Origin of the sequence: Ensifer sp. LC163 (genome assembly GCF_001695855.1) — a bacterium.
GTDB lineage: Bacteria > Pseudomonadota > Alphaproteobacteria > Rhizobiales > Rhizobiaceae > Ensifer.
This window is the reverse complement of sequence record NZ_MBSS01000025.1, coordinates 30,157-48,900: the sequence shown is the minus strand read 5'-3', so window position 1 is coordinate 48,900 and position 18,744 is coordinate 30,157. Positions and strand designations below refer to the sequence as shown.

Below are 18,744 nucleotides of genomic sequence, written 5' to 3'. Positions count from 1 at the left end.
CGTCGAACGGGTTCATCGACATCTTCACATTGGCGAGCTCGACGCCCGAGCCGTCCGCCTTCACCCGGATCTTGACGTTGTAGTCAACCACCCGCTTGACCGTCACAAGTATTTTCATGGATTCTTCCCTCCAAGAGCTTTCGCAGGAAAATGCGCCTTAACGGAGCCGCCTGATTGTCGGTGGGCGACATCGATACGCGTTTTTTCTCCAATTACAATCACTGTGCATGGCGCTAAATCGATATAATCCCGAGAATTGGAATAACGTTTACGTACACGTAAGAAAGTGACCTGACAAGACCTCTTCGCCGATGCGGTACGAGCGTACTCTTCCTATCGTTCATGGGAGGTCAAGCCCTTGAAATGACGACGAAACCGGTGCGGGTTGGATCTCAAGTCCGCGGTTTCAAGCTGTCGGGCGACCCCAGGGTGTCGGTGGTTTGCGCGTTTCCGGCGTGGGTTGCGGCGAGACGACGACGGACTCCGCCTTGTGTTCGACAGCGCGGGGCGTGACGATCGTGCGGTCGAAGAGCGGGACGCCGCGGCGTCGCAAAATGACCACCAGTACCAGCCCCGCGACGATGCCGCCGACATGGGCGCTCCAGGAGACGCCACTACCGGGATCGACCACAAGCATGAAGAATTGCTGGCCGATCCAGAAGGCGAGCGGAATGGCCGCCGGCAGGGGCAACGGTATCCGGAAGAACACCAGAACCCAGACACGCACCTTCGGGTGCAGCAGAAAATAGGCGGCGACCACGCCGGAGATCGCGCCCGATGCACCGATCAGCGGGGCTTCCGATGCCGGGTCGAGCAGGCCATGCGCCAAGGCCCCGGCAGCGGCACAGGCGAGATAGAACACAAGAAAGCGAAAGTGCCCGAGCGCATCCTCGACATTGTCGCCGAACACCCAGAGAAACAGCATGTTCATCGCCAGATGCATGAAGCCGCCATGCAGGAAGGAATAGGTGATGAAGGTGAAACCATCAGGCACGATGATCAGCGACGGGTCGAGCTGGGCATAGTCGAAGATGAGCGCCGGGATATAGCCGAAGCCCAGCAACGTCGCGTTGGCGAATTCTTCCGTGGCGATCGGACCGGTTATCAGCCAGACGACGATGTTGATGACGATCAGGCTGATCGTCACATACTGAACCTTGATGTGCTTCAGGGTGTTCCTGTCGTGAAGCGGTATGAACATGCGGTCCCCCGAAGCGTGATCCTACAGTCCGGCGCCGATCTAGACGCGCCATGGAGTCGGAAACGTTATCTGTTTTTCCCGGGAATCCAAAGGACGTCGGCATGTCCCTTGTCGTTTGCCCAGCGGGCTGCGACGAACAGGAAATCCGACAGCCGATTGATGTAGGCGATCGCCTCGCGGCTGACGATTTCGGCCTCGAGCTGGGCAAGCGCCACCATCTGCCGCTCGGCACGTCGGGCAACGGTTCGCGCCACATGGAGCGCGGCGGATGCGGCGCTGCCGGCCGGCAGCACGAAGGAGCGCAGGGGCTGGAGATCGGCGTTCAGCCGATCGATCTCGGCTTCGAGCCAGGTTACCTGCGTGGCGACGATGCGAAGCGGCTCGTATTCCGGCTTCTCGCCGGTGTCGGGGGTCGCGAGATCGGCGCCGAGATCGAAGAGATCGTTCTGGATCCGCATCAAGGCGGCGTCGAGATCGACGGCATCGGCGGTGTGTTGCCGTGCGAGCCCGACGAAAGCGTTGGCCTCATCGACGGCGCCGTACGCGTCGACCCGGAGATCGCTCTTCAGGCGGCGCGCACCGGAGACGAGCCCGGTGGTGCCGTTGTCGCCCGTCCGGGTGTAGATCTTGTTGAGCTTGACCATGGTGTCGTCACGTTCCTCAGGCGGGGCGGCCGCCGCCGGTGATCCATAGCGTCAGCATGATCAATACGATCGCGACTGCCTGCAGCAGTACACGAGCCTGCATCAGCTTGTTGGATTTGCTGCTGCTGCCACCCCTCATCATGTTCAAGAGGCCGCGGATCAGAACGATGACGACCAGCCCCATGACAAACAGGGTCAGGCCGGTGACGAAACTGGACATCGAATGCTCCCTTGCGTTTTCACTCAGCCGAGTCGGCCGATAATACGGTAAAACAATGCGGCCGGCAGGAGCTTCTTCAGGAACGCGCCCTGCTTGGCGGGCCTTGTTACAATATAGTGCGGTTTCGGTCTCTTTGCTGCCAGCGCGTGCTTTAGGACCGCATATACGGCATCCGGTCCGAGCTTGCCCGCGACCGGTTTGCTCTCGCCTCTCAGGCGGCGCATCTGCCGCTCGTACTCGGCGCGGTGGACCGAATTCTTCAGGTCGATGAAGCGTTCGATATAGGTCACGGCATTGGCGGTGAATTTCGAGGCGATCGGCCCCGGCTCGATCAGGCTGACCTTGATGCCACTTCCGGCGAGTTCCATTCTCAGGGTCAGCGACAGCGCCTCGATCGCAAACTTCGATGCGTTATAGGCGCCGCGCCAACGGTAGGGCACGATACCGAGGATGGAGGAGCATTGCACGATGCGGCCGCTTCCGCGCGCCCGCATCGCCGGGATCACCCGGCGCGTCAGGTCGTGCCAGCCGATGACGTTGGTTTCCAGCTGCAGCCGCAGGGCTTCGGTCGGCAGGTCCTCGACCGCGCCGGCCTGGCCATAGGCGCCGTTGTTGAACAGCGCATCGATACGACCGCCGGAGCGCGCCATGACTGCCTCGACGAGGGCGGCGATCGTCTCCGGCTTGGTATAGTCCATCAGGAAGGTTTCGATGCCCTCGCTTTCCAGGGCGCTTCGGTCCTCTTCGCGGCGAACGGTTGCAAACACCCGCCAGCCGTCCGCATGCAGCGCGCGGGCACAATGGGCGCCGATCCCGGATGAACAGCCGGTGACAATGATTGTGGGGCGATCGGACATCCTGTCGATTCCTGTAGAAATCCTGCCTCCGTTTCCCATATTCATCGGCGGGATACAATTGAATTGCGCGAGCCCAAACCCGTGTACGTTGTCGCGGGCGGATGAGCGGCAATGCCATGGAACGGCGCCGGACGGGATGCATGCGAAGGCAGGCGACCCCGGTGCCACTGGGCCGGAGTGGAAATGCCAGCGTTTCTTCGCATCATCTGGAAAGTCGTGTTCGATGCGCTATGGCACTTCAGTCTGGACGACGGCTGGGCCATGGCGAGCCATGTGGCGCTTTCGTCCTTGCTTGCCGTCTTCCCCTTCCTGATTTTCGGTACGGCGCTCGGCAGCTTTCTTGGGGCCGATCAGTTTGCCGAGACCGCGGTTCACCTCATTTTCGACGCCTGGCCGGAGTCGATCGCCACCCCGATCGCCAACGAGATCGTACAGGTGCTGACCATTCCGCGCGGCGGCCTGCTGACCGTTTCGGTGCTCGCAGCCGCCTACTTCGCCTCGAATGGCGTCGAGGCGCTGCGGGTGTCGCTCAACCGCGCCTACCGGGTGACGGAAAGCCGCTACTGGTACGTGACGCGCCTTGCCAGCCTCGGGTTCGTGATCGCCGGGGTGCTGATCCTTGCGGCGCTGAGCATTATTCTCGTTGCCGTGCCGCTGGCGCTTCGCTATGCCGGCGAATGGCTGCCCTGGCTCGACGGGGTATTGGCGACGGTCGACAACTGGAGCCTGCCGCTGGCACTGGTCGTGGTGACGGGGGGGCTGTTTATGTCGCACCTGTGGCTGCCGGATGGTCACCGCAAGGTCGTCGACGTGTTGCCGGGCATTTTTCTGACGCTGCTCTGCTGGACGATCGGCGGCTACACCTTCGCCTATTACCTCTCGACCTTTGCGACCTATGTCTCGACCTATGCGGGTCTGGCCTCGATCATGATCGTGCTGGTGTTCCTCTATATAGTCGCGGCGATCTTCATCATCGGCGCCGAGATCAATGCCGCGATCCTTAAATATCGGGTTAAGCGCATGGTGCGGCGCAGCTTCCAGGGCGTGCGCACGACCGAGGACTAAGTTCGCTTAGAGGATCAGGGCACGGATGTCGGCCGGCGACCGGCCAGCCTCGCGGAAGGCTGAAATACCGGTGTCCCGATTGCTCTTGGAAAGCTTCCGGCCGTCGGCGCCGAGCAGCAGGCGGTGATGGTGGTAGTTGGGTTCGGGCAGATCCAGCAGCCGCTGCAGCAGGCGATGCACGGCGGTTGCGTGATAGAGGTCGCGACCGCGCACCACATGGGTTATGCCTTGCAGCGCATCGTCGACGACAACAGACAGATGGTAGCTCGACGGCGCGTCGGAGCGCGACAGGATGACGTCGCCCCAGGCGGCAGGATCGGCCTTTATGGTGCCCGTCTCTCCATCCGGTCCACTGCCGGTTTCCTGCCAGACGAGGGGAGGTCCACCGGCCGCAAGCACCGCCTTTTGCATGTCCAGCCGCCAGGCATAGGGCTTGCCGCCTGCGATGATGGCGTTGCGCGCACCGGTCTCCAGATCGCGCTCGCGCCCGGGGTAGAGCGGTGTGCCGTCCGGATCGCGCGGCCAACTCCTGCCCTCAGCTTCGGCATTGGCAACCGCCGCCTTGATCTCGCCGCGCGACAGGGCCGAGGGATAGACGAGGCCCATCTCGTTCAGCCGCTGGAGTCCGGATGCGTAAAGATCGAGATGGTCCGATTGCCGGCGCACTGGCTGTTCCCATTCAAGCCCGAGCCAGGCGAGATCGCTAGAGATCGCGGCCTCGAATTCCGGACGGCAGCGCGTCCGGTCGATATCCTCGATGCGCAGCAGGAACCGCCCTCCCGATGCGCGCGCCATGTCGTGGTTGAGCATCGCCGACAGCGCGTGGCCCAGATGCAGAAGGCCGTTCGGACTCGGTGCAAAACGGAAAACAGGTTGTGCGGATGACGTGTCTGCCATCGTTTCCCTTTGGCATGGAAGCGGTATAAAAATCATCCGCTTTTTGGAGGCGCCATGCGGATCATCCGAACACATGAGGACATCGAGGCGGGCCTTGCTGGTCTGGTGATGCTAGACGCCCGTCTCGAGCATGTCGTGGCCAGGGCCGGGCCCGTGCCGCTCAGACGAACCGACCCCGGCTATCGCGGTCTTGCCAGCATCATCGTGTCGCAGATGGTGTCGAAGGCAAGCGCTGCGGCGATCTGGAAACGCATGGAAGTGTCGCTCGGTGAGATCACCGCGCCTGCCGCCCTGACACTCAGCGACGAGGATTGCCGGACGATCGGGCTTTCCCGCGCCAAGGCCGACGCGCTGCGGCGGGTGGCACAGGTGGTTGTTGCCGGCGAGATCGACCTCGACGCGATTTGCAATGTCGAAGCCCAGGAGGCGATCCACGAACTGACGACCATCAAGGGCGTCGGGCGCTGGACAGCGGAGGTCTATCTGTTGTTTTGCGCCGGGCATCCGGATGTCTTTCCATCCGGCGATGTCGCGTTGCAAAACGCGATCAGCCACGGTCTCGGTCTGGAGTTGCGCCCGACCGCCCGCGAGATTGATTCGCTGGCCGCGTCATGGTCGCCTTGGCGCAGCGTCGCGGCACGTCTGTTCTGGGCCTATTACGCGCAAGAAATGCGGCGGGATGCTGTTCCTGTGACGTCTTGAAGGAAAAAGCGAATCCGCTGTTCGTTTTTCTTTCCGGCTTCACAATCCTGTTGCAACGGGCCTAATATAGAAGGTGCAGATGCCGAATCGATCAGGAGAATACGCTTGACGATTGCAGTCTCACCGCAGGCCTTGCCGGCGCTCGTCTTGAACGCTGACTATCGGCCGCTGAGTTATTATCCCTTGTCGCTCTGGTCCTGGCAGGACGCGATCAAGGCCGTCTTCCTTGACCGTGTGATTATCCTCGCGGAGTACGAGCACTCGGTCTCCTCGCCCAGCTTCTCGATGCGGTTGCCCAGCGTTGTTTGCCTCAAGAGCTACGTGCAGCCGTCGCGGCATCCGGCGTTCACCCGGTTCAACGTCTTCCTGCGCGACAAGTTCGAATGCCAGTATTGCGGCACGCCCGACGATCTGACCTTTGATCATGTGGTACCGCGCGCCCATGGCGGCCAGACGACCTGGGAAAACGTCGTTGCGGCCTGCTCGCCCTGCAATCTGCGCAAGGGCAGCAAGCTGCCGAAGCAGGCCGGCATGTTCCCGCACCAGAAGCCCTATCACCCGACGGTCCAGGACCTGCACAACAATGGCCGGCTTTTCCCGCCGAACCACCTGCATGAAAGCTGGATGGACTATCTCTACTGGGATGTCGAACTGCAGCCCTGAGGCATCTCGGCCATGTGGACGACGGCAGGCCGAGAGCGGAGCTACAGCGCCGCGCGTCAAATATGACGCGCAAAGGTCGCTGTAACACTTTGAGTTACTGCATAATTCCTTAAATCGATTCCGATTTAAGGAATTATGCAGTATTGCGCACGCCGCTTAGTTCATTGTCACGCGGCCATCTCCTGAAGGCAGGCCGTTTCAGTCTCGGGGATCAGGCCTTCGCAGCGCCGCGCAAGGCGATCGCTGCAAAGATCAGGCTGGCAATCACATTCCACCCGGCAAAGGACAGACCGAGCACCCGAAGCGCCGCCTCAGAGCAGGACGGGGCGTGCTTGGAATCGAGATCGCCCAGGAGGTCGCCGACATTCGACGATACGCCCTGCGCCGTCGTCGCGCAGGTCGACGGACCTTCCCAGAAGCCCCATTCCGCACCCGAGTGATAGACGCCCATGCCCGCACCGACGAGCATCAGGATGCCGATCGCCAGAAGCAGGGTGCGCGTCGTCCAGGCCGGCAGCCTCAAGGCACTGGTGATAACAGCCAGAATACCGAGCGGGATGCCGTAGTAATAGGGATCGCGCTGCAGCAGGCAAAGCGCGCAGGGGATGTACCCGCCAAGGTGTTCGAAACCGAGCGCGCCGCCAACGGTCGCCGCCATGCCGAGCGTCACGAGAACGGCGATGAGCAGGTGATGGCGAGAAGCGGTGGAAGCGTCGATCATGCGTACCTCACGCTGGAAAGCATAACGGATCAGTGTCCGGCATATGCTGCATTGCAACTAAATATGGCCTTCTTAGGTGCGACGGCACGCGCTGTAAATCACGTCCTCAGCGTCACCTTTGCACGCTTTCGTGATTGTTGCCGAGCAAAGTTGAAAATGATGGTTGACCGAGGCAAAAACCCTCGTGTAAATCCCAGCCGCTGATATCTTACATCCCTGAGCCCCATTGGCGGAATTGGTAGACGCGCTCGACTCAAAATCGAGTTCCGAAAGGAGTGCTGGTTCGACCCCGGCATGGGGCACCACCACTCAGTTTTTTGCGCATCGCTCTTAGCGTGACTTCGGTTCGCCCCGTCTTCGAATGATTTTGTTGTTTTTATCCCAGGCGCCCATCTGCGTGTGAGGGTTGGTCGACACCCTTGCCGCCCCGGCGATTGAACAAGGGCGGGCGAAGATGTTAGGTGCGGTGCAGCAGAAATCTGTCGCGGCGGGGCAATGTTACCGACAATTGAGAATTACGACGGACTCTACGGCGCCTTCCGGTGGCAGATCCCCGCGAAGTTCAACATCGGCGTTGCGGTGAGCGACGCCTGGGCCGCAAAAGCGCCGGAGCGCATCTGTCTTCAGCATTTCAGCCCGGATGGCGCCCATCGGACGCTGACTTACGGCGCTTTCTCTCGGCAATCCTCCGCTTTCGCGCGCGGGCTCGAACGCCAGGGGGTCAAGCCCGGAGACCGGGTGGCGATCCTGTTGCCGCAGGGGTTCGAGGCTGCCATTGCGCACGCGGCCATCTACAAGCTCGGCGCGATCGCCCTGCCACTCGCCTTGCTCTTCGGGGTCGAGGCGCTGGAGTATCGACTGCTCGATGCGGGTGCGGCGGCGATCGTCACGAATGCATTCGGCCACGAGCGGGTCGCGGCCATCCGCGAGCGGCTGCCGGATTTGCGGCTGGTCGTGCTGGCCGGTGCCGAAGGCGTTCCAGGCACGCTCGGTTTCGCCGACCTTGCCTCAGGCGAAGCCGGCGGTTTTGTCGCGGCGGATAGCACGCCTGACGATCCGGCATTGATGATCTACACTTCGGGAACGACCGGGCCGCCCAAGGGCGCCCTGCATGGGCACCGGGTGCTGCTCGGCCACCTCCCGGGGTTCCAGTTTCACCATCATTTCCTGCCGCAACCGGGCGACCGGATGTGGACGCCTGCGGACTGGGCCTGGGCCGGCGGATTGTTGAATGCGCTGCTGCCCTCGCTGCTGCTCGGTGTTCCCGTGGTCTCGTCGCCGGCGCAGAAGTTCGATCCGCACACGGCTTTTCGGATCCTCGAAGAGATGGACGTGCGCAACGCCTTCATTCCGCCGACAGCATTGCGGCTGATGAAGGCGGTCGACAGGCCGCGCGATCGATACCGTCTCAATCTGAGGACCGTCGGTTCCGCCGGCGAGGCGCTCGGGCGCGAAACCTTTGAATGGGCCAGGGCAGCACTCGGCCTCGACGTCAGCGAGTTCTATGGCCAGACGGAGTGCAATATCGTCATTTCGTCGGCCGCCGATCTCGGTGTTGTCAAGCCGGGCGCGATGGGCAAAGCGGCGCCGGGCCATCGGGTGGCGATCATCGACGGCGATGGCCGCGAATTGCCGGCCGGAACCGTCGGACAGGTGGCGATCAAGCGGCCAGACCCGGTGATGTTTCTTGGCTACTGGAATAACGAGACGGCAACCAACGCGAAATTCATCGGCGACTGGATGACAACAGGCGACCAGGGCGTGATGGATGCGGAAGGCTATTTCACCTTCTTCGGGCGAGATGACGACGTGATCACGTCTTCGGGCTATCGCATCGGCCCGGGAGAGATCGAGGACTGTCTTGCCGGCCATCCGGATGTGCAGCTTGCTGCGGCCGTCGGAAAGCCCGACGCGCTGCGCACGGAAATCGTCAAGGCCTATGTCGTTTTAAGACCGGGTATCGCTGGCGACGACAAGACGGCTCAGTCCATCCGCGAATGGGTGAAGACGCGGCTGTCGATGCACGAGTATCCCCGGGAGATCGCCTTTGTCGACAGCCTGCCGTTGACGACGTCGGGCAAGGTCATTCGCCGGATCCTGCGCGAGCGGGCGGCGGCGGAACCGCCGCATTCGCCCACCGACTGAAACAGGTCAGCGCCCGGCGAGCGCCTTGATCTTTTCCCGCAGCATCCGCGCCATGTTGCGGGTGTTGCGGTAAAGGTGCAGCTGTGCGGCGACCTGCCGGACGTCGCGGTCGCGGGTCTGCTGCAGGCCGATCACCAGCGTGCCCATCTCTTCGCGCTCCTGCCAGAAGCGGCTCATGATCGGGTGGTCGGGAACGGCACAGGAATCGGAGCGGGCGATGTTGGCGTCATCGAGATGCCATTCGGTCAGTTCCGCCAGCAGCAACTTGCCGGGCGAGAACTTCGCGTAGCGCTCGTCGTAGGCCGTCTTCCACGTATAGGCCTCGCCGGACATCAGGAATACGACCATGGAGGCGATCGCCTTGCCGTCGAGATCGAGCGTGTGGATGCGGACGCTATCGGCCTCGGCGAGATTGGTGATCGCCTCGCGGGCAAAGGCCGCGCGGAAGCGGTCGAGCACCATGGCGCTGCGTTCGCGGCCCTTCCAGCCGGACGCTTCCAGCGCAAGGAACTCTTCCATGCGAATGCGGATCTCGCTGGGCTGGCGTGCGACCGAATAGGCAAGCTGCCCGCGCTTCTCCAGCTGGTCCCACTGGCGCCGCAATTCGCGGAAATGCGCCGGGCTGATCGATTTCTTCAGATAGGTCGGGCCGTCAAGCAGGCTCTCGAGCATCGGCCGGCTGAACGTGTCGGTCACCGTCAGCGGCAGATTCCGGCCGATGGCGACGGCGCGCGCCAGCTGCGCGAATTTGCCCTTCAGGCGTACGTCCGGCAGCACCAGAACCCGGGGCAGGGTTGCTGATGGATTGGTCAGGGCTTCGAACAGGTTGTCGATCGTCTCAGCCGCATCCTCGGCATCGAGCAACGGCACGCCAAGCGGGCCGAACGGATTGGACCAGGCGCGGATGATCGGGGCGCCGATGGAAAAGCCGGGTTTCTCAATCGAGAACGGCATCAGGAAACGCATGCGGCTGCGGCGTTCATCGTTATCGCGGATGATGGCGAGCCGGATCACGCGCTCCTCGAGCCGGGGCATTGCGGGCGCCAGGAAGCGGCCGGTGAAGAACACGTTCGGCTCGAGCGCTCGGTTCGACAGGAAGTCGAGCTCACGCTGCAATTCATAACCGGCCTTGGCCGGGTAGATGGCAAGATGTCGTCCGGGCCGCCCGACCGCAAGCATGTGTTCTGCCTGTGGATGGGGGTGGCCCATCGGCGCCAGCCCGCCAAGAATGCGGGCCGCCCTGTCGTCTGCGTCACCGGGAAGATTGGTATTGCCGATCATGGATGGATCGCCCCGTTGTTGTCATGGTTCGGACGCCCGCTTGCGAGAGCGAAGAGTGCGAAACCGAAGGTGCGCCTTACGGCGAAATGAAGCAGCATAGCCTCGACGAACATAGCACCGGCGGTTGCAAATGCAGCACCGGTCAATCCGAAGAGAGGAATGAGGCTCAGGTTAAGCGCGATGTTGGCCACCAGTGCGCCAGCGTAAAGGATCACGCAGAGCGTCTGCTGACCTGCCATCGTCAGCAGGATTTCGGCAGGCCCGATGAAAGCCTTGGCCATGATGCCGGCAAAGAGGATGGCCATTAGCGGCATGCCGCCGACGAAGGCAGGGCCGAAGAGCGAAAGCAGGAAGGGACCGGCAAGCAGGACCATGGTCCCGAGCAGGAGCGATGGCCAGAATGCCCAGCGCGCACTGTCGACGGCGATGTCTGCCAATTGCCTGCGGTCGCGGGCGGCCATCGCGACCGCGATACGGGGGCCTGCCGCTGCCTTGACCGAGAACATAACGAAATGCACCAGTGCCATCGTCTTGGCGGCGGCGAAATAGACGGCGACATCATCGGGTTTGAGATAGAAGCCGACGATGACCACGTCGGAATTGGTCAGCAGGAAGCCGAAGCCGTCGATCAGGAAGATCGGGACAGCGACCTGGAGCCATCGTCCCATTTCGATCCGAAGCGGCCCACTGACATAGCGCGAACGCAGCCGCCAGGTGAGGACGAGAAACTGACTGATGGTCGTCGCATAGACGGCGGCCATGGCTGCCACCATGGCGGTGCGCGCCGTGTGCGGCGCGCCCATCATCGTTGCCAGCACCATGAAGGCGAGCACCAGCAGAGGGCGAATGATGAAGGTGGGGCTCATCGCCGAGAGCGGCCAGCCATGCGCACGGGCGGTGCCGTCCATCACATCGCCAAGCGCGATCATCGGCAGGATGAACAGACCGAGATAGAGCGGAACGAGATAGTAGCCCTCGATCCGGTCGGCGAAGAGCCACAATCCCAGAAATCCGACGAGGGCGAGCGTGCTTGCCGACACGAGCGCAAAGACCCGGGCGGTGGTCGTCAGGCCGCGAATTTCGTCGAGCGCCGCTGTTGCTTGGTATTCCGGCAGGAAGCGGATCACGGCCGAATGGAAGCCGATGCAGGACAGGTTGCCGAACAGGATCACCAGCACCCAGACGAAGACGAAGATGCCGTATTCGAACTCGCCCATCAGGCGCGCGAGAATGATCTGGGACAGGAATGCGATCGCGGCGCTGAGGATGCGGATGACGAAGGCGACCAGCGCCATGCGCCGCGCCGTATTCTTCGGGTCCTGTTCGGTCAGGGCGGCGATTAGCACGCCGATCAGCGGAGACAGGCGGTGTCGCAGCGCCGACGGCAGCATTCGTCCGGCTGTTTGACATACCGCCATGAACACGAGAACACCCTGAGATTACGCAATACAGGGCTTAGTTGTGCCAGATCAGCGTTAACAAACGGTTCAACCGGGTGCTTTGCACGAGGGAGGGCCTCGATCAGACGGTCTCGGCTCATCGGCTGCGAAGGCCCGAGGGCGGGTGGCAAAGCGGGCGAGGTTGTCCCATTCGGCCAAGCGGCTCGACGATCTGCGACCTTTTCCTGGCCCCAAACAAAAATGCCGCCCGGAGGCGGCATTTCAGATCAAGCTTCGTAAATCCCGTGACAGTGCTTGTACTTCTTGCCGGAGCCGCATGGGCAGGCCTCATTGCGCGAGACCTTGCCCCAGGTCGAAGGATCGGCCGGGTTGCGGTTCACCGGCGCGACGGCCAGCAGCGAACCGGCGCCGCCACCGAAATCGTCTTCGCCGGTCAGCGGGTCGATATGGTGACCGACCATCTGTGGCGGCGCGGGCTGGGGAGCCTCGGCTGCCTCACGGACCAGTTCGACGCGCATGAGCTGGGCCGTTACGGCCTGGCGCAGGTTGCCGAGCAGGGCCTGGAACAGTTCGAAGGCTTCGGACTTGTATTCCTGCAGCGGGTCGCGCTGGGCATAGCCACGGAAGCCGATGACCGAGCGCAGGTGGTCGAGGTTGACGATGTGTTCGCGCCAGAGATGGTCGAGCGTCTGCAGAATGACCGAGCGCTCGACATATTGCATGATCTCGGGGCCGAAACGCTCGGCACGGTCGGCCACCGCCTTTTCGGTAGTCGCCGTCACGCGCTCCAGGATGTCGCTCTCGTCGATGCCTTCCTCGGCTGCCCATTCGACGATCGGCAGGTCGAGGTTGAGGTATTGTTGGACGTCGGCCTTGAGGCCCTCGACGTCCCACTGTTCTGCATAGGCCCGCTCGGGGATGCGCTTGGAAACGACGTCTTCGATGACTTCGTTACGCATGTCGGTGATGGTTTCGGTAACGCTCTCGGCATCCATCAGCTCGATGCGCTGCTCGAAGATCACCTTGCGCTGGTCATTGAGCACGTCGTCGTATTTCAGAAGGTTTTTGCGGATGTCGAAGTTGCGGGCTTCGACCTTCTTCTGGGCGCGTTCAAGTGCCTTGTTGATCCAGGGATGGACGATCGACTCGCCTTCCTTCAGGCCGAGCTTCTGCAGCATGCCATCCATGCGGTCGGAGCCGAAGATGCGCATCAGGTCGTCCTGAAGCGACAGGTAGAACTTGGAGCGACCCGGGTCGCCCTGACGGCCGGAACGGCCGCGGAGCTGGTTGTCGATACGGCGGCTTTCGTGGCGTTCGGTGGCAAGTACGTAAAGTCCGCCGGCGGCCAGCGCCTGTTCCTTCAACTGCTGCACCTCGTCGCGGATCGCCTGTTCGCGCCCGTGGCGCTCGGGGCCGGGCTCGACCTCTGCGAGTTCCTGCTGGATGCGCATGTCGACGTTGCCGCCGAGCTGGATGTCGGTACCGCGACCCGCCATGTTGGTGGCGATCGTGACTGCACCCGGCACGCCGGCCTGTGCGACGATAAAGGCTTCCTGCTCGTGGTAACGCGCGTTCAGCACCTGGAAGTTGTTGAACCCGGACTTCTTGAGCAGATCGGCAAGCTGTTCGGACTTTTCGATCGACGTCGTGCCGACCAGCATCGGCTGGCCGCGCTCGTGCGCCGACTTGATCTCGTCGATGATCGCCTTGAGCTTCTCGCCCTGGGTACGATAGACCTCATCGTCCTCGTCGAGACGCTTGATCGGCAGGTTGGTCGGAACTTCAATAACTTCCAGGCCGTAGATGTTGCCGAATTCTTCGGCTTCGGTGGAGGCCGTGCCGGTCATGCCGCCGAGCTTGGAATACATGCGGAAATAGTTCTGGAAGGTGATCGAGGCGAGCGTCTGGTTCTCGGGCTGGATCTGCACCTTTTCCTTGGCTTCGAGCGCCTGATGCTGGCCTTCGGAATAGCGGCGGCCCGGCATCATGCGGCCGGTGAATTCGTCGATGATGACGATCTCGCCGTTGCGGACGATATAGTCCTTGTCGCGCTGGAACAGCTTGTGGGCCTTCAGCGCGTTGTTGACGTGGTGGACGATTGCGACGTTTTCGATGTCGTAGAGCGATTCACCCTTGAGCAGGCCTGCCTGTTTCAGCAGGTTTTCGAGCTTCTCAGTGCCTTCTTCGGAGAAGTTGGCCGAGCGCTGCTTCTCGTCGATCTCGTAGTCTTCCGGCGAAAGCAGCGGGATGAACTCGTTGATCGTGTTGTAGAGATCCGAGCGGTCGTCGAGCGGGCCGGAGATGATCAGCGGCGTGCGCGCTTCGTCGACAAGGATCGAGTCCACTTCGTCGACGATGGCGAAGAAGTGACCGCGCTGGACCATCTGCGCACGCTCGTACTTCATGTTGTCGCGCAGATAGTCGAAGCCGAGTTCGTTGTTGGTCGCGTAGGTGATGTCGCAGGCATAGGCCGCATGGCGCTGGTCATCGGTGAGGCCATGGACGATGACGCCGGTCGACAGGCCGAGGAAGCTGTAGACGCGGCCCATGGTGGCGGCGTCGCGCTGTGCCAGGTAGTCGTTGACGGTGACGACGTGCACGCCCTTGCTGGCAAGCGCGTTGAGATAGACGGGCAGGGTCGCCACGAGCGTCTTGCCTTCGCCGGTCTTCATTTCGGCGATGGCGCGCTCGTGCAGGATCATGCCGCCGATCAGCTGCACGTCGAAGGGACGCAGGCCAAGCACGCGGCGGGCTGCCTCGCGGGCAACCGCAAAGGCCGGCACCAGCAGGTCGTCGAGGGTCTTGCCGTCTGCGAACTCTCGGCGGAATTCCACGGTCTTGGCGGCGAGTGCCTCATCCGACAAAGCCTTCATATCGGCTTCAAGTGCGTTGATGGCATCCACTCTGGCCTTGTAGCCACGCACACGGCGATCGTTGGAGGAGCCAAACAACTTGCGGGCTAGGCCGCCGAGACTGACCATACGAATGGTCCTTTCTTTTTTGTTGCCTTGGGTTCCACCGGCCGCACCGTCCAAAACCGCGCAATGCCGTGAAACGCCCGGAAACTGTTCTGGACGCGAGGTTGCGTGACAGATAAGAGGGGGGTCGAATTATGTCAACGCACTTGCATGGCCGGACGGCTACAGAACGGCCACATTCTGGTGGTGTTCAGCCGCCACAAGCCCGATGCAATCGCGTTGACGGCCAAAGGTGAAAGGTTACGAGCATGTCGAAGTTGAAAACCCTGGCCGCTGCGGCCCTGGTTGCGGCGATCGCCGTTCATGGTGTCGCGCGCGCCGAAGACGCGGACCCGGTCATTGCGACCGTCGGTGGCGAGGAAGTGCGCCAGTCCGAGCTCAATCTCGCCCTTGGCGGTCTTGACCCGCAGCTCCAGCAGATGCCGGAAGAGCAGAAGCGTGCTGCCGCGCTGTCGGCTGTCATCGACGTCAAGCTTCTGTCGAAGACCGCCGAAAAGGAAGGCCTTCAGGACGATGCGACCTTCAAGCAGCGTCTCGCCTACCTGACCGAGCGCGAACTGCACAACGCCTTCTTCAAGAAGCACGTCGTCGACGCGATCACCAAGGAAGAAGTGAAGGCGCGCTACGACAAGGAAATCGCAGCCGTTCCCGTTCAGGAAGAAATCAAGGCGCGTCACATCCTCGTCAAGACCGAGGAAGAGGCCAAGGAAATCATCAAGGAACTCGACGCCGGCAAGAGCTTCGTCGAACTCGCCAAGGCCAAGTCCTCCGATCCGAACAAGGACGACGGCGGCGACCTCGGCTACTTCACCAAGGGCCGCATGGTTCCGGAATTCGAAGCCGTCGTGTTCACGCTCGACAAGGGCGCCTACACCAAGACGCCGGTGAAGACGCAGTTCGGCTTCCACGTGATCCTGGTCGAAGACAAGCGCCCGCAGGCGCCGCCGACGCTGGAGCAGGTCGAGCCGCAGGTTCGTCAGCTTGTCATGCGCGACAAATACGTTGAGCTGCTTGCTGCTGCCAAGAAGGACGCCGGTGTCGAGATTTCCGATCCGGCTCTGAAGAAGGCCTATGACGAGGCCAACAAGGCGCAGGAAGCCAAGTAACTTTCGACCGGCGGGCCCTGTCTGAGGGCAAGGTTCGCCGGTCAACGTTTCTTGTCGATGCCCGACGGCCCCAAAAGCCGATCGGGCATTTGTCGCAACGCCACCTTGATCCCACGGTCTTCACGCAGGTTTGCCATGTCCGGTTCCGTCTCTCCGCTCGCTCCGAAAACCTTTGCCGAAATGCCCGCTTTGCGCGGTGTTCGCATGGCAACTGCCGCTGCCGGCATCAAGTACAAGAACCGTACCGACGTGCTGATGATGGTTTTCGACCAGCCTGCTGCCGTTGCCGGCGTGTTCACGCGCTCCAAGTGCCCCTCTGCGCCTGTCGACTTCTGCCGCCAGAACCTTGGCGGCGGCGTTGCGCGCGCAGTCGTCGTTAATTCCGGCAATGCCAATGCCTTCACCGGCAAGAAGGGCCGCGAGGCGACGGAGCTGACCGCGAAGTCGGCGGCGAAGGCCGTCGGTTGCGCCGAGAGCGAGGTGTTCCTGGCCTCGACCGGCGTCATCGGCGAACCGCTGGATGCGACGAAGTTCGCAGGCGTGCTCGACGATCTCGCGGTTGCCGGCCGCCAAGACTTCTGGTTCGAGGCGGCCAAGGCGATCATGACCACGGACACCTATCCGAAGGTCGCCACCCGCAGTGCCGAGATCGGCGGCGTGAAGGTGACGATCAACGGCATCGCCAAGGGCGCAGGCATGATCGCGCCTGATATGGCGACGATGCTTTCCTTCGTCGTCACCGACGCCGACATTGCACCGGCGGCACTGCAGGCGCTGCTTTCGGCTGGCGTCGGCCCGACGTTCAATTCGGTCACTGTCGACAGCGATACCTCGACGTCGGATACGCTGATGCTGTTTGCGACCGGTGCCGCCGCCGGCGATGGCCAGCAGAAGATGACGGATGCATCCGATGCGAAGCTCGACGCCTTCCGGGCGGCACTCAACGACCTGCTGCGCGATCTGGCTCTCCAGGTGGTTCGCGACGGCGAAGGTGCGCGCAAGATGGTTGCCGTCACGGTGGAAGGTGCCGAGAACGACGCGGCTGCCAAGCGCATCGCGCTTTCGATCGCCAACTCGCCGCTGGTCAAGACTGCGGTTGCCGGCGAGGACGCCAATTGGGGGCGGGTGGTCATGGCCGTCGGCAAATCCGGCGAGATGGCAGAGCGCGACCGGCTGGCGATCTGGTTCGGCGATGTGCGCGTCGCTGTCGAGGGCGAGCGCGATCCTACCTATTCGGAAGCGGCCGCCACCGCAGTCATGAAGGCGCAGGATATCCCGATCCGCGTCGATATCGGCCTCGGTTCCGGACGTGCGACGGTCTTTACCTGCGACCTCACCAAGGAATATGTCGAGATCAACGGCGACTACAGAAGCTGACGGATTCACGGGCAACCGTTCGCGGGGCTGCTTGCTGCTCCCGGGTTGCTTGTATCGCCGACGACTGGTCTGACCTGGGGGTAAGCAGATGACATCGATCGACACTCAGCCGAGCGCAGGCGATGCTACGGCTGAAGGCAAGGACAAGCGCATGGTTGATCTTCCGAGCGTGCGGCGGCTTGAGGCCGTCGGTTTTCGCGCCTGGCCGGCAGCGTCGGTTCACTATGACGGCAGCTGGCTGATCCGGCTGAATGCCGGCCACGATTCCAAGCGCCTCAATTCGGTCAACCCGCTCGATCCCTCCGATTACCGCGACATCCCCGTCCGATTGGAAAAAGCCGCCCGACGCTTTGCCGATTACGGCCGGCCGCTGACCGTGCGGCAGACGCCGTTGACGCCGCCGCAGCTGATCGCACACATGGATGCCGAAGGCTGGACTGCCTTCTCCCATAGCATCGTGATGATGGCTGATATCGCCGAGCGCGACTTCGGCGATGGCATAGACCATTTGCCGATCAAGGATGTCGGCCGCTTCGTCGACGCGCGCATCCGCATCGGCAGGGAAGATCCCAAGACCAAGGCGGCGCTCGCCGAGATCATCAATTCCATCAAGCCGGAAAGCGGTCTGTTTCTTTTCGAGGATGTGGAGAGCGGCCCGACGGCGGTGTCGCTTGTCGTTCAGGACAACGATCTCGCCGGTATCATGCTGTTTGCCGTTGACGAACACTTCCGCCGACAGGGGGTGGGCAAGGCCATGCTCGACGTTTCGCTGCGCTGGGCGCGGCTACGCGGCGCCAAGAAGGTCTGGTTGCAGGTCGAGGCAGACAACGAGGCGGCGCTGGCGCTCTATCGCGGTGCCGGCTTCTCAGACGTCTACACCTATCTCTATCGCACGCCGAAGGCCTGATCCATGGACGCCAACGGAAAGAAGATCGTCCTCGTCGCTGCCTGCGCGCTGGTGGATTCCGACGGCCGAATCCTTCTGGCGCAGCGCCCTGAAGGCAAATCGCTTGCCGGCCTTTGGGAGTTTCCCGGCGGCAAGGTGGAGCCCGGCGAGACGCCGGAGGAAACGCTGATCCGCGAGTTGGACGAAGAGCTTGGCATCCAGACCAAGGTCGCGTGTCTGGCGCCGCTGACCTTCGCCAGCCACACCTACGACGATTTCCATCTGCTGATGCCGCTTTACGTCTGCCGGCGCTATGAAGGCGTGGCGATCGGGCGGGAGGGCCAGGCGATCAAATGGGTGCGCTCCAAGGCGCTGCGCGACTACCCGATGCCTCCTGCCGACGAGCCACTTATCCCATTTCTGATGGATTTGCTCTGAACCTACCCAAAAACCGACCGATTATTAATTGATCGTTTATCTCCCTCCCGCAAAGATAACCTCAATTCAGTTTCGGTACGTATGTTCAGCGAACGGCGTATCGGTTTCGGGCAATGTGGCAGAACGAAGCTTGGGAAGGATGCTCCCGTTCGCCGCACCTTAT

The 18,744-nt window shown here is 62.2% G+C and carries 17 protein-coding genes and 1 tRNA gene; 9 read left to right on the top strand and 9 right to left on the bottom strand.

Going from position 1 to position 18,744, the window contains the following annotated elements; all coding sequences use genetic code 11:
* Positions 1-406: 406 nt before the first annotated feature.
* From BC360_RS21175 to BC360_RS21160, 4 genes are all read right to left on the bottom strand, one after another.
* The gene (locus tag BC360_RS21175) at positions 407-1,201 is read right to left on the bottom strand and encodes a rhomboid family intramembrane serine protease (protein ID WP_065796803.1); all 795 of its coding nucleotides are present in this window, start codon (positions 1,199-1,201) and stop codon (positions 407-409) included.
* Between the two features lie 65 nt (positions 1,202-1,266).
* Positions 1,267-1,845, bottom strand: coding sequence for a cob(I)yrinic acid a,c-diamide adenosyltransferase (locus BC360_RS21170; protein ID WP_065784911.1), 579 nt, complete (start codon positions 1,843-1,845; stop codon positions 1,267-1,269).
* 16 nt (positions 1,846-1,861) lie between these two features.
* Positions 1,862-2,065, bottom strand: coding sequence for a twin transmembrane helix small protein (locus BC360_RS21165; protein WP_025424626.1), 204 nt, complete (start codon positions 2,063-2,065; stop codon positions 1,862-1,864).
* A 23-nt stretch (positions 2,066-2,088) separates the two neighbouring features.
* On the bottom strand, positions 2,089-2,922 hold the full coding sequence (locus BC360_RS21160; RefSeq protein WP_065796802.1) for an SDR family oxidoreductase: 834 nt from the start codon (positions 2,920-2,922) through the stop codon (positions 2,089-2,091).
* Between the two features lie 183 nt (positions 2,923-3,105).
* On the opposite strand from BC360_RS21160, the gene BC360_RS21155 reads away from it, so the two are divergent.
* Positions 3,106-3,987 carry a YihY/virulence factor BrkB family protein gene (locus BC360_RS21155; RefSeq protein WP_065796801.1) on the top strand — a complete coding sequence of 294 codons (882 nt, stop codon included), beginning with the start codon at positions 3,106-3,108 and terminating at the stop codon, positions 3,985-3,987.
* 6 nt (positions 3,988-3,993) lie between these two features.
* Here BC360_RS21155 and gluQRS read toward each other — a convergent pair whose 3' ends face one another.
* On the bottom strand, positions 3,994-4,884 hold the full coding sequence (gluQRS, locus tag BC360_RS21150) for a tRNA glutamyl-Q(34) synthetase GluQRS (protein WP_065796800.1): 891 nt from the start codon (positions 4,882-4,884) through the stop codon (positions 3,994-3,996).
* A gap of 54 nt (positions 4,885-4,938) precedes the next feature.
* On the opposite strand from gluQRS, the gene BC360_RS21145 reads away from it, so the two are divergent.
* Positions 4,939-5,586, top strand: a complete 648-nt coding sequence (locus tag BC360_RS21145; RefSeq protein WP_065796799.1) for a DNA-3-methyladenine glycosylase family protein — start codon at positions 4,939-4,941, stop codon at positions 5,584-5,586.
* 105 nt (positions 5,587-5,691) lie between these two features.
* Positions 5,692-6,249 carry an HNH endonuclease gene (locus BC360_RS21140; protein ID WP_065784916.1) on the top strand — a complete coding sequence of 186 codons (558 nt, stop codon included), beginning with the start codon at positions 5,692-5,694 and terminating at the stop codon, positions 6,247-6,249.
* 211 nt (positions 6,250-6,460) lie between these two features.
* Here BC360_RS21140 and BC360_RS21135 read toward each other — a convergent pair whose 3' ends face one another.
* Positions 6,461-6,970 (bottom strand): disulfide bond formation protein B, encoded by a 510-nt coding sequence (locus BC360_RS21135; RefSeq protein WP_065796798.1) that lies wholly within the window; start codon positions 6,968-6,970, stop codon positions 6,461-6,463.
* Positions 6,971-7,190: 220 nt separating this feature from the next.
* On the opposite strand from BC360_RS21135, the gene BC360_RS21130 reads away from it, so the two are divergent.
* Positions 7,191-7,275: transfer RNA gene (locus BC360_RS21130), tRNA-Leu, on the top strand.
* Between the two features lie 190 nt (positions 7,276-7,465).
* Positions 7,466-9,115, top strand: a complete 1,650-nt coding sequence (locus tag BC360_RS21125; RefSeq protein WP_065796797.1) for an AMP-binding protein — start codon at positions 7,466-7,468, stop codon at positions 9,113-9,115.
* A 6-nt stretch (positions 9,116-9,121) separates the two neighbouring features.
* Here BC360_RS21125 and BC360_RS21120 read toward each other — a convergent pair whose 3' ends face one another.
* From BC360_RS21120 to secA, 3 genes are all read right to left on the bottom strand, one after another.
* The gene (locus tag BC360_RS21120) at positions 9,122-10,396 is read right to left on the bottom strand and encodes a GNAT family N-acetyltransferase (RefSeq protein ID WP_065784920.1); all 1,275 of its coding nucleotides are present in this window, start codon (positions 10,394-10,396) and stop codon (positions 9,122-9,124) included.
* A complete protein-coding gene (locus BC360_RS21115) occupies positions 10,393-11,787 on the bottom strand; it encodes a lipopolysaccharide biosynthesis protein (RefSeq protein WP_065796796.1) in 1,395 nt (464 codons plus the stop codon). Before BC360_RS21115 ends, BC360_RS21120 begins: the two co-directional genes overlap by 4 nt.
* 275 nt (positions 11,788-12,062) lie before the next feature.
* Complete coding sequence (gene secA, locus BC360_RS21110; protein WP_065784922.1) at positions 12,063-14,777, bottom strand: preprotein translocase subunit SecA; 2,715 nt, start codon at positions 14,775-14,777, stop codon at positions 12,063-12,065.
* A 245-nt stretch (positions 14,778-15,022) separates the two neighbouring features.
* Here secA and BC360_RS21105 point away from each other — a divergent pair, with 245 nt between their 5' ends.
* The 4 genes from BC360_RS21105 to mutT all read left to right on the top strand — a co-directional run bounded on the left by BC360_RS21105 (position 15,023) and on the right by mutT (position 18,581).
* Positions 15,023-15,880 carry a peptidylprolyl isomerase gene (locus BC360_RS21105; RefSeq protein WP_053249842.1) on the top strand — a complete coding sequence of 286 codons (858 nt, stop codon included), beginning with the start codon at positions 15,023-15,025 and terminating at the stop codon, positions 15,878-15,880.
* A 135-nt stretch (positions 15,881-16,015) separates the two neighbouring features.
* Positions 16,016-17,257 (top strand): bifunctional glutamate N-acetyltransferase/amino-acid acetyltransferase ArgJ, encoded by a 1,242-nt coding sequence (gene argJ / locus BC360_RS21100; RefSeq protein WP_065796795.1) that lies wholly within the window; start codon positions 16,016-16,018, stop codon positions 17,255-17,257.
* 88 nt (positions 17,258-17,345) lie between these two features.
* Positions 17,346-18,164, top strand: a complete 819-nt coding sequence (locus BC360_RS21095; RefSeq protein ID WP_065796794.1) for a GNAT family N-acetyltransferase — start codon at positions 17,346-17,348, stop codon at positions 18,162-18,164.
* Positions 18,165-18,167: 3 nt separating this feature from the next.
* Positions 18,168-18,581 (top strand): 8-oxo-dGTP diphosphatase MutT, encoded by a 414-nt coding sequence (gene mutT / locus BC360_RS21090; RefSeq protein WP_065784925.1) that lies wholly within the window; start codon positions 18,168-18,170, stop codon positions 18,579-18,581.
* The last annotated feature ends 163 nt before the right edge of the window (positions 18,582-18,744 follow it).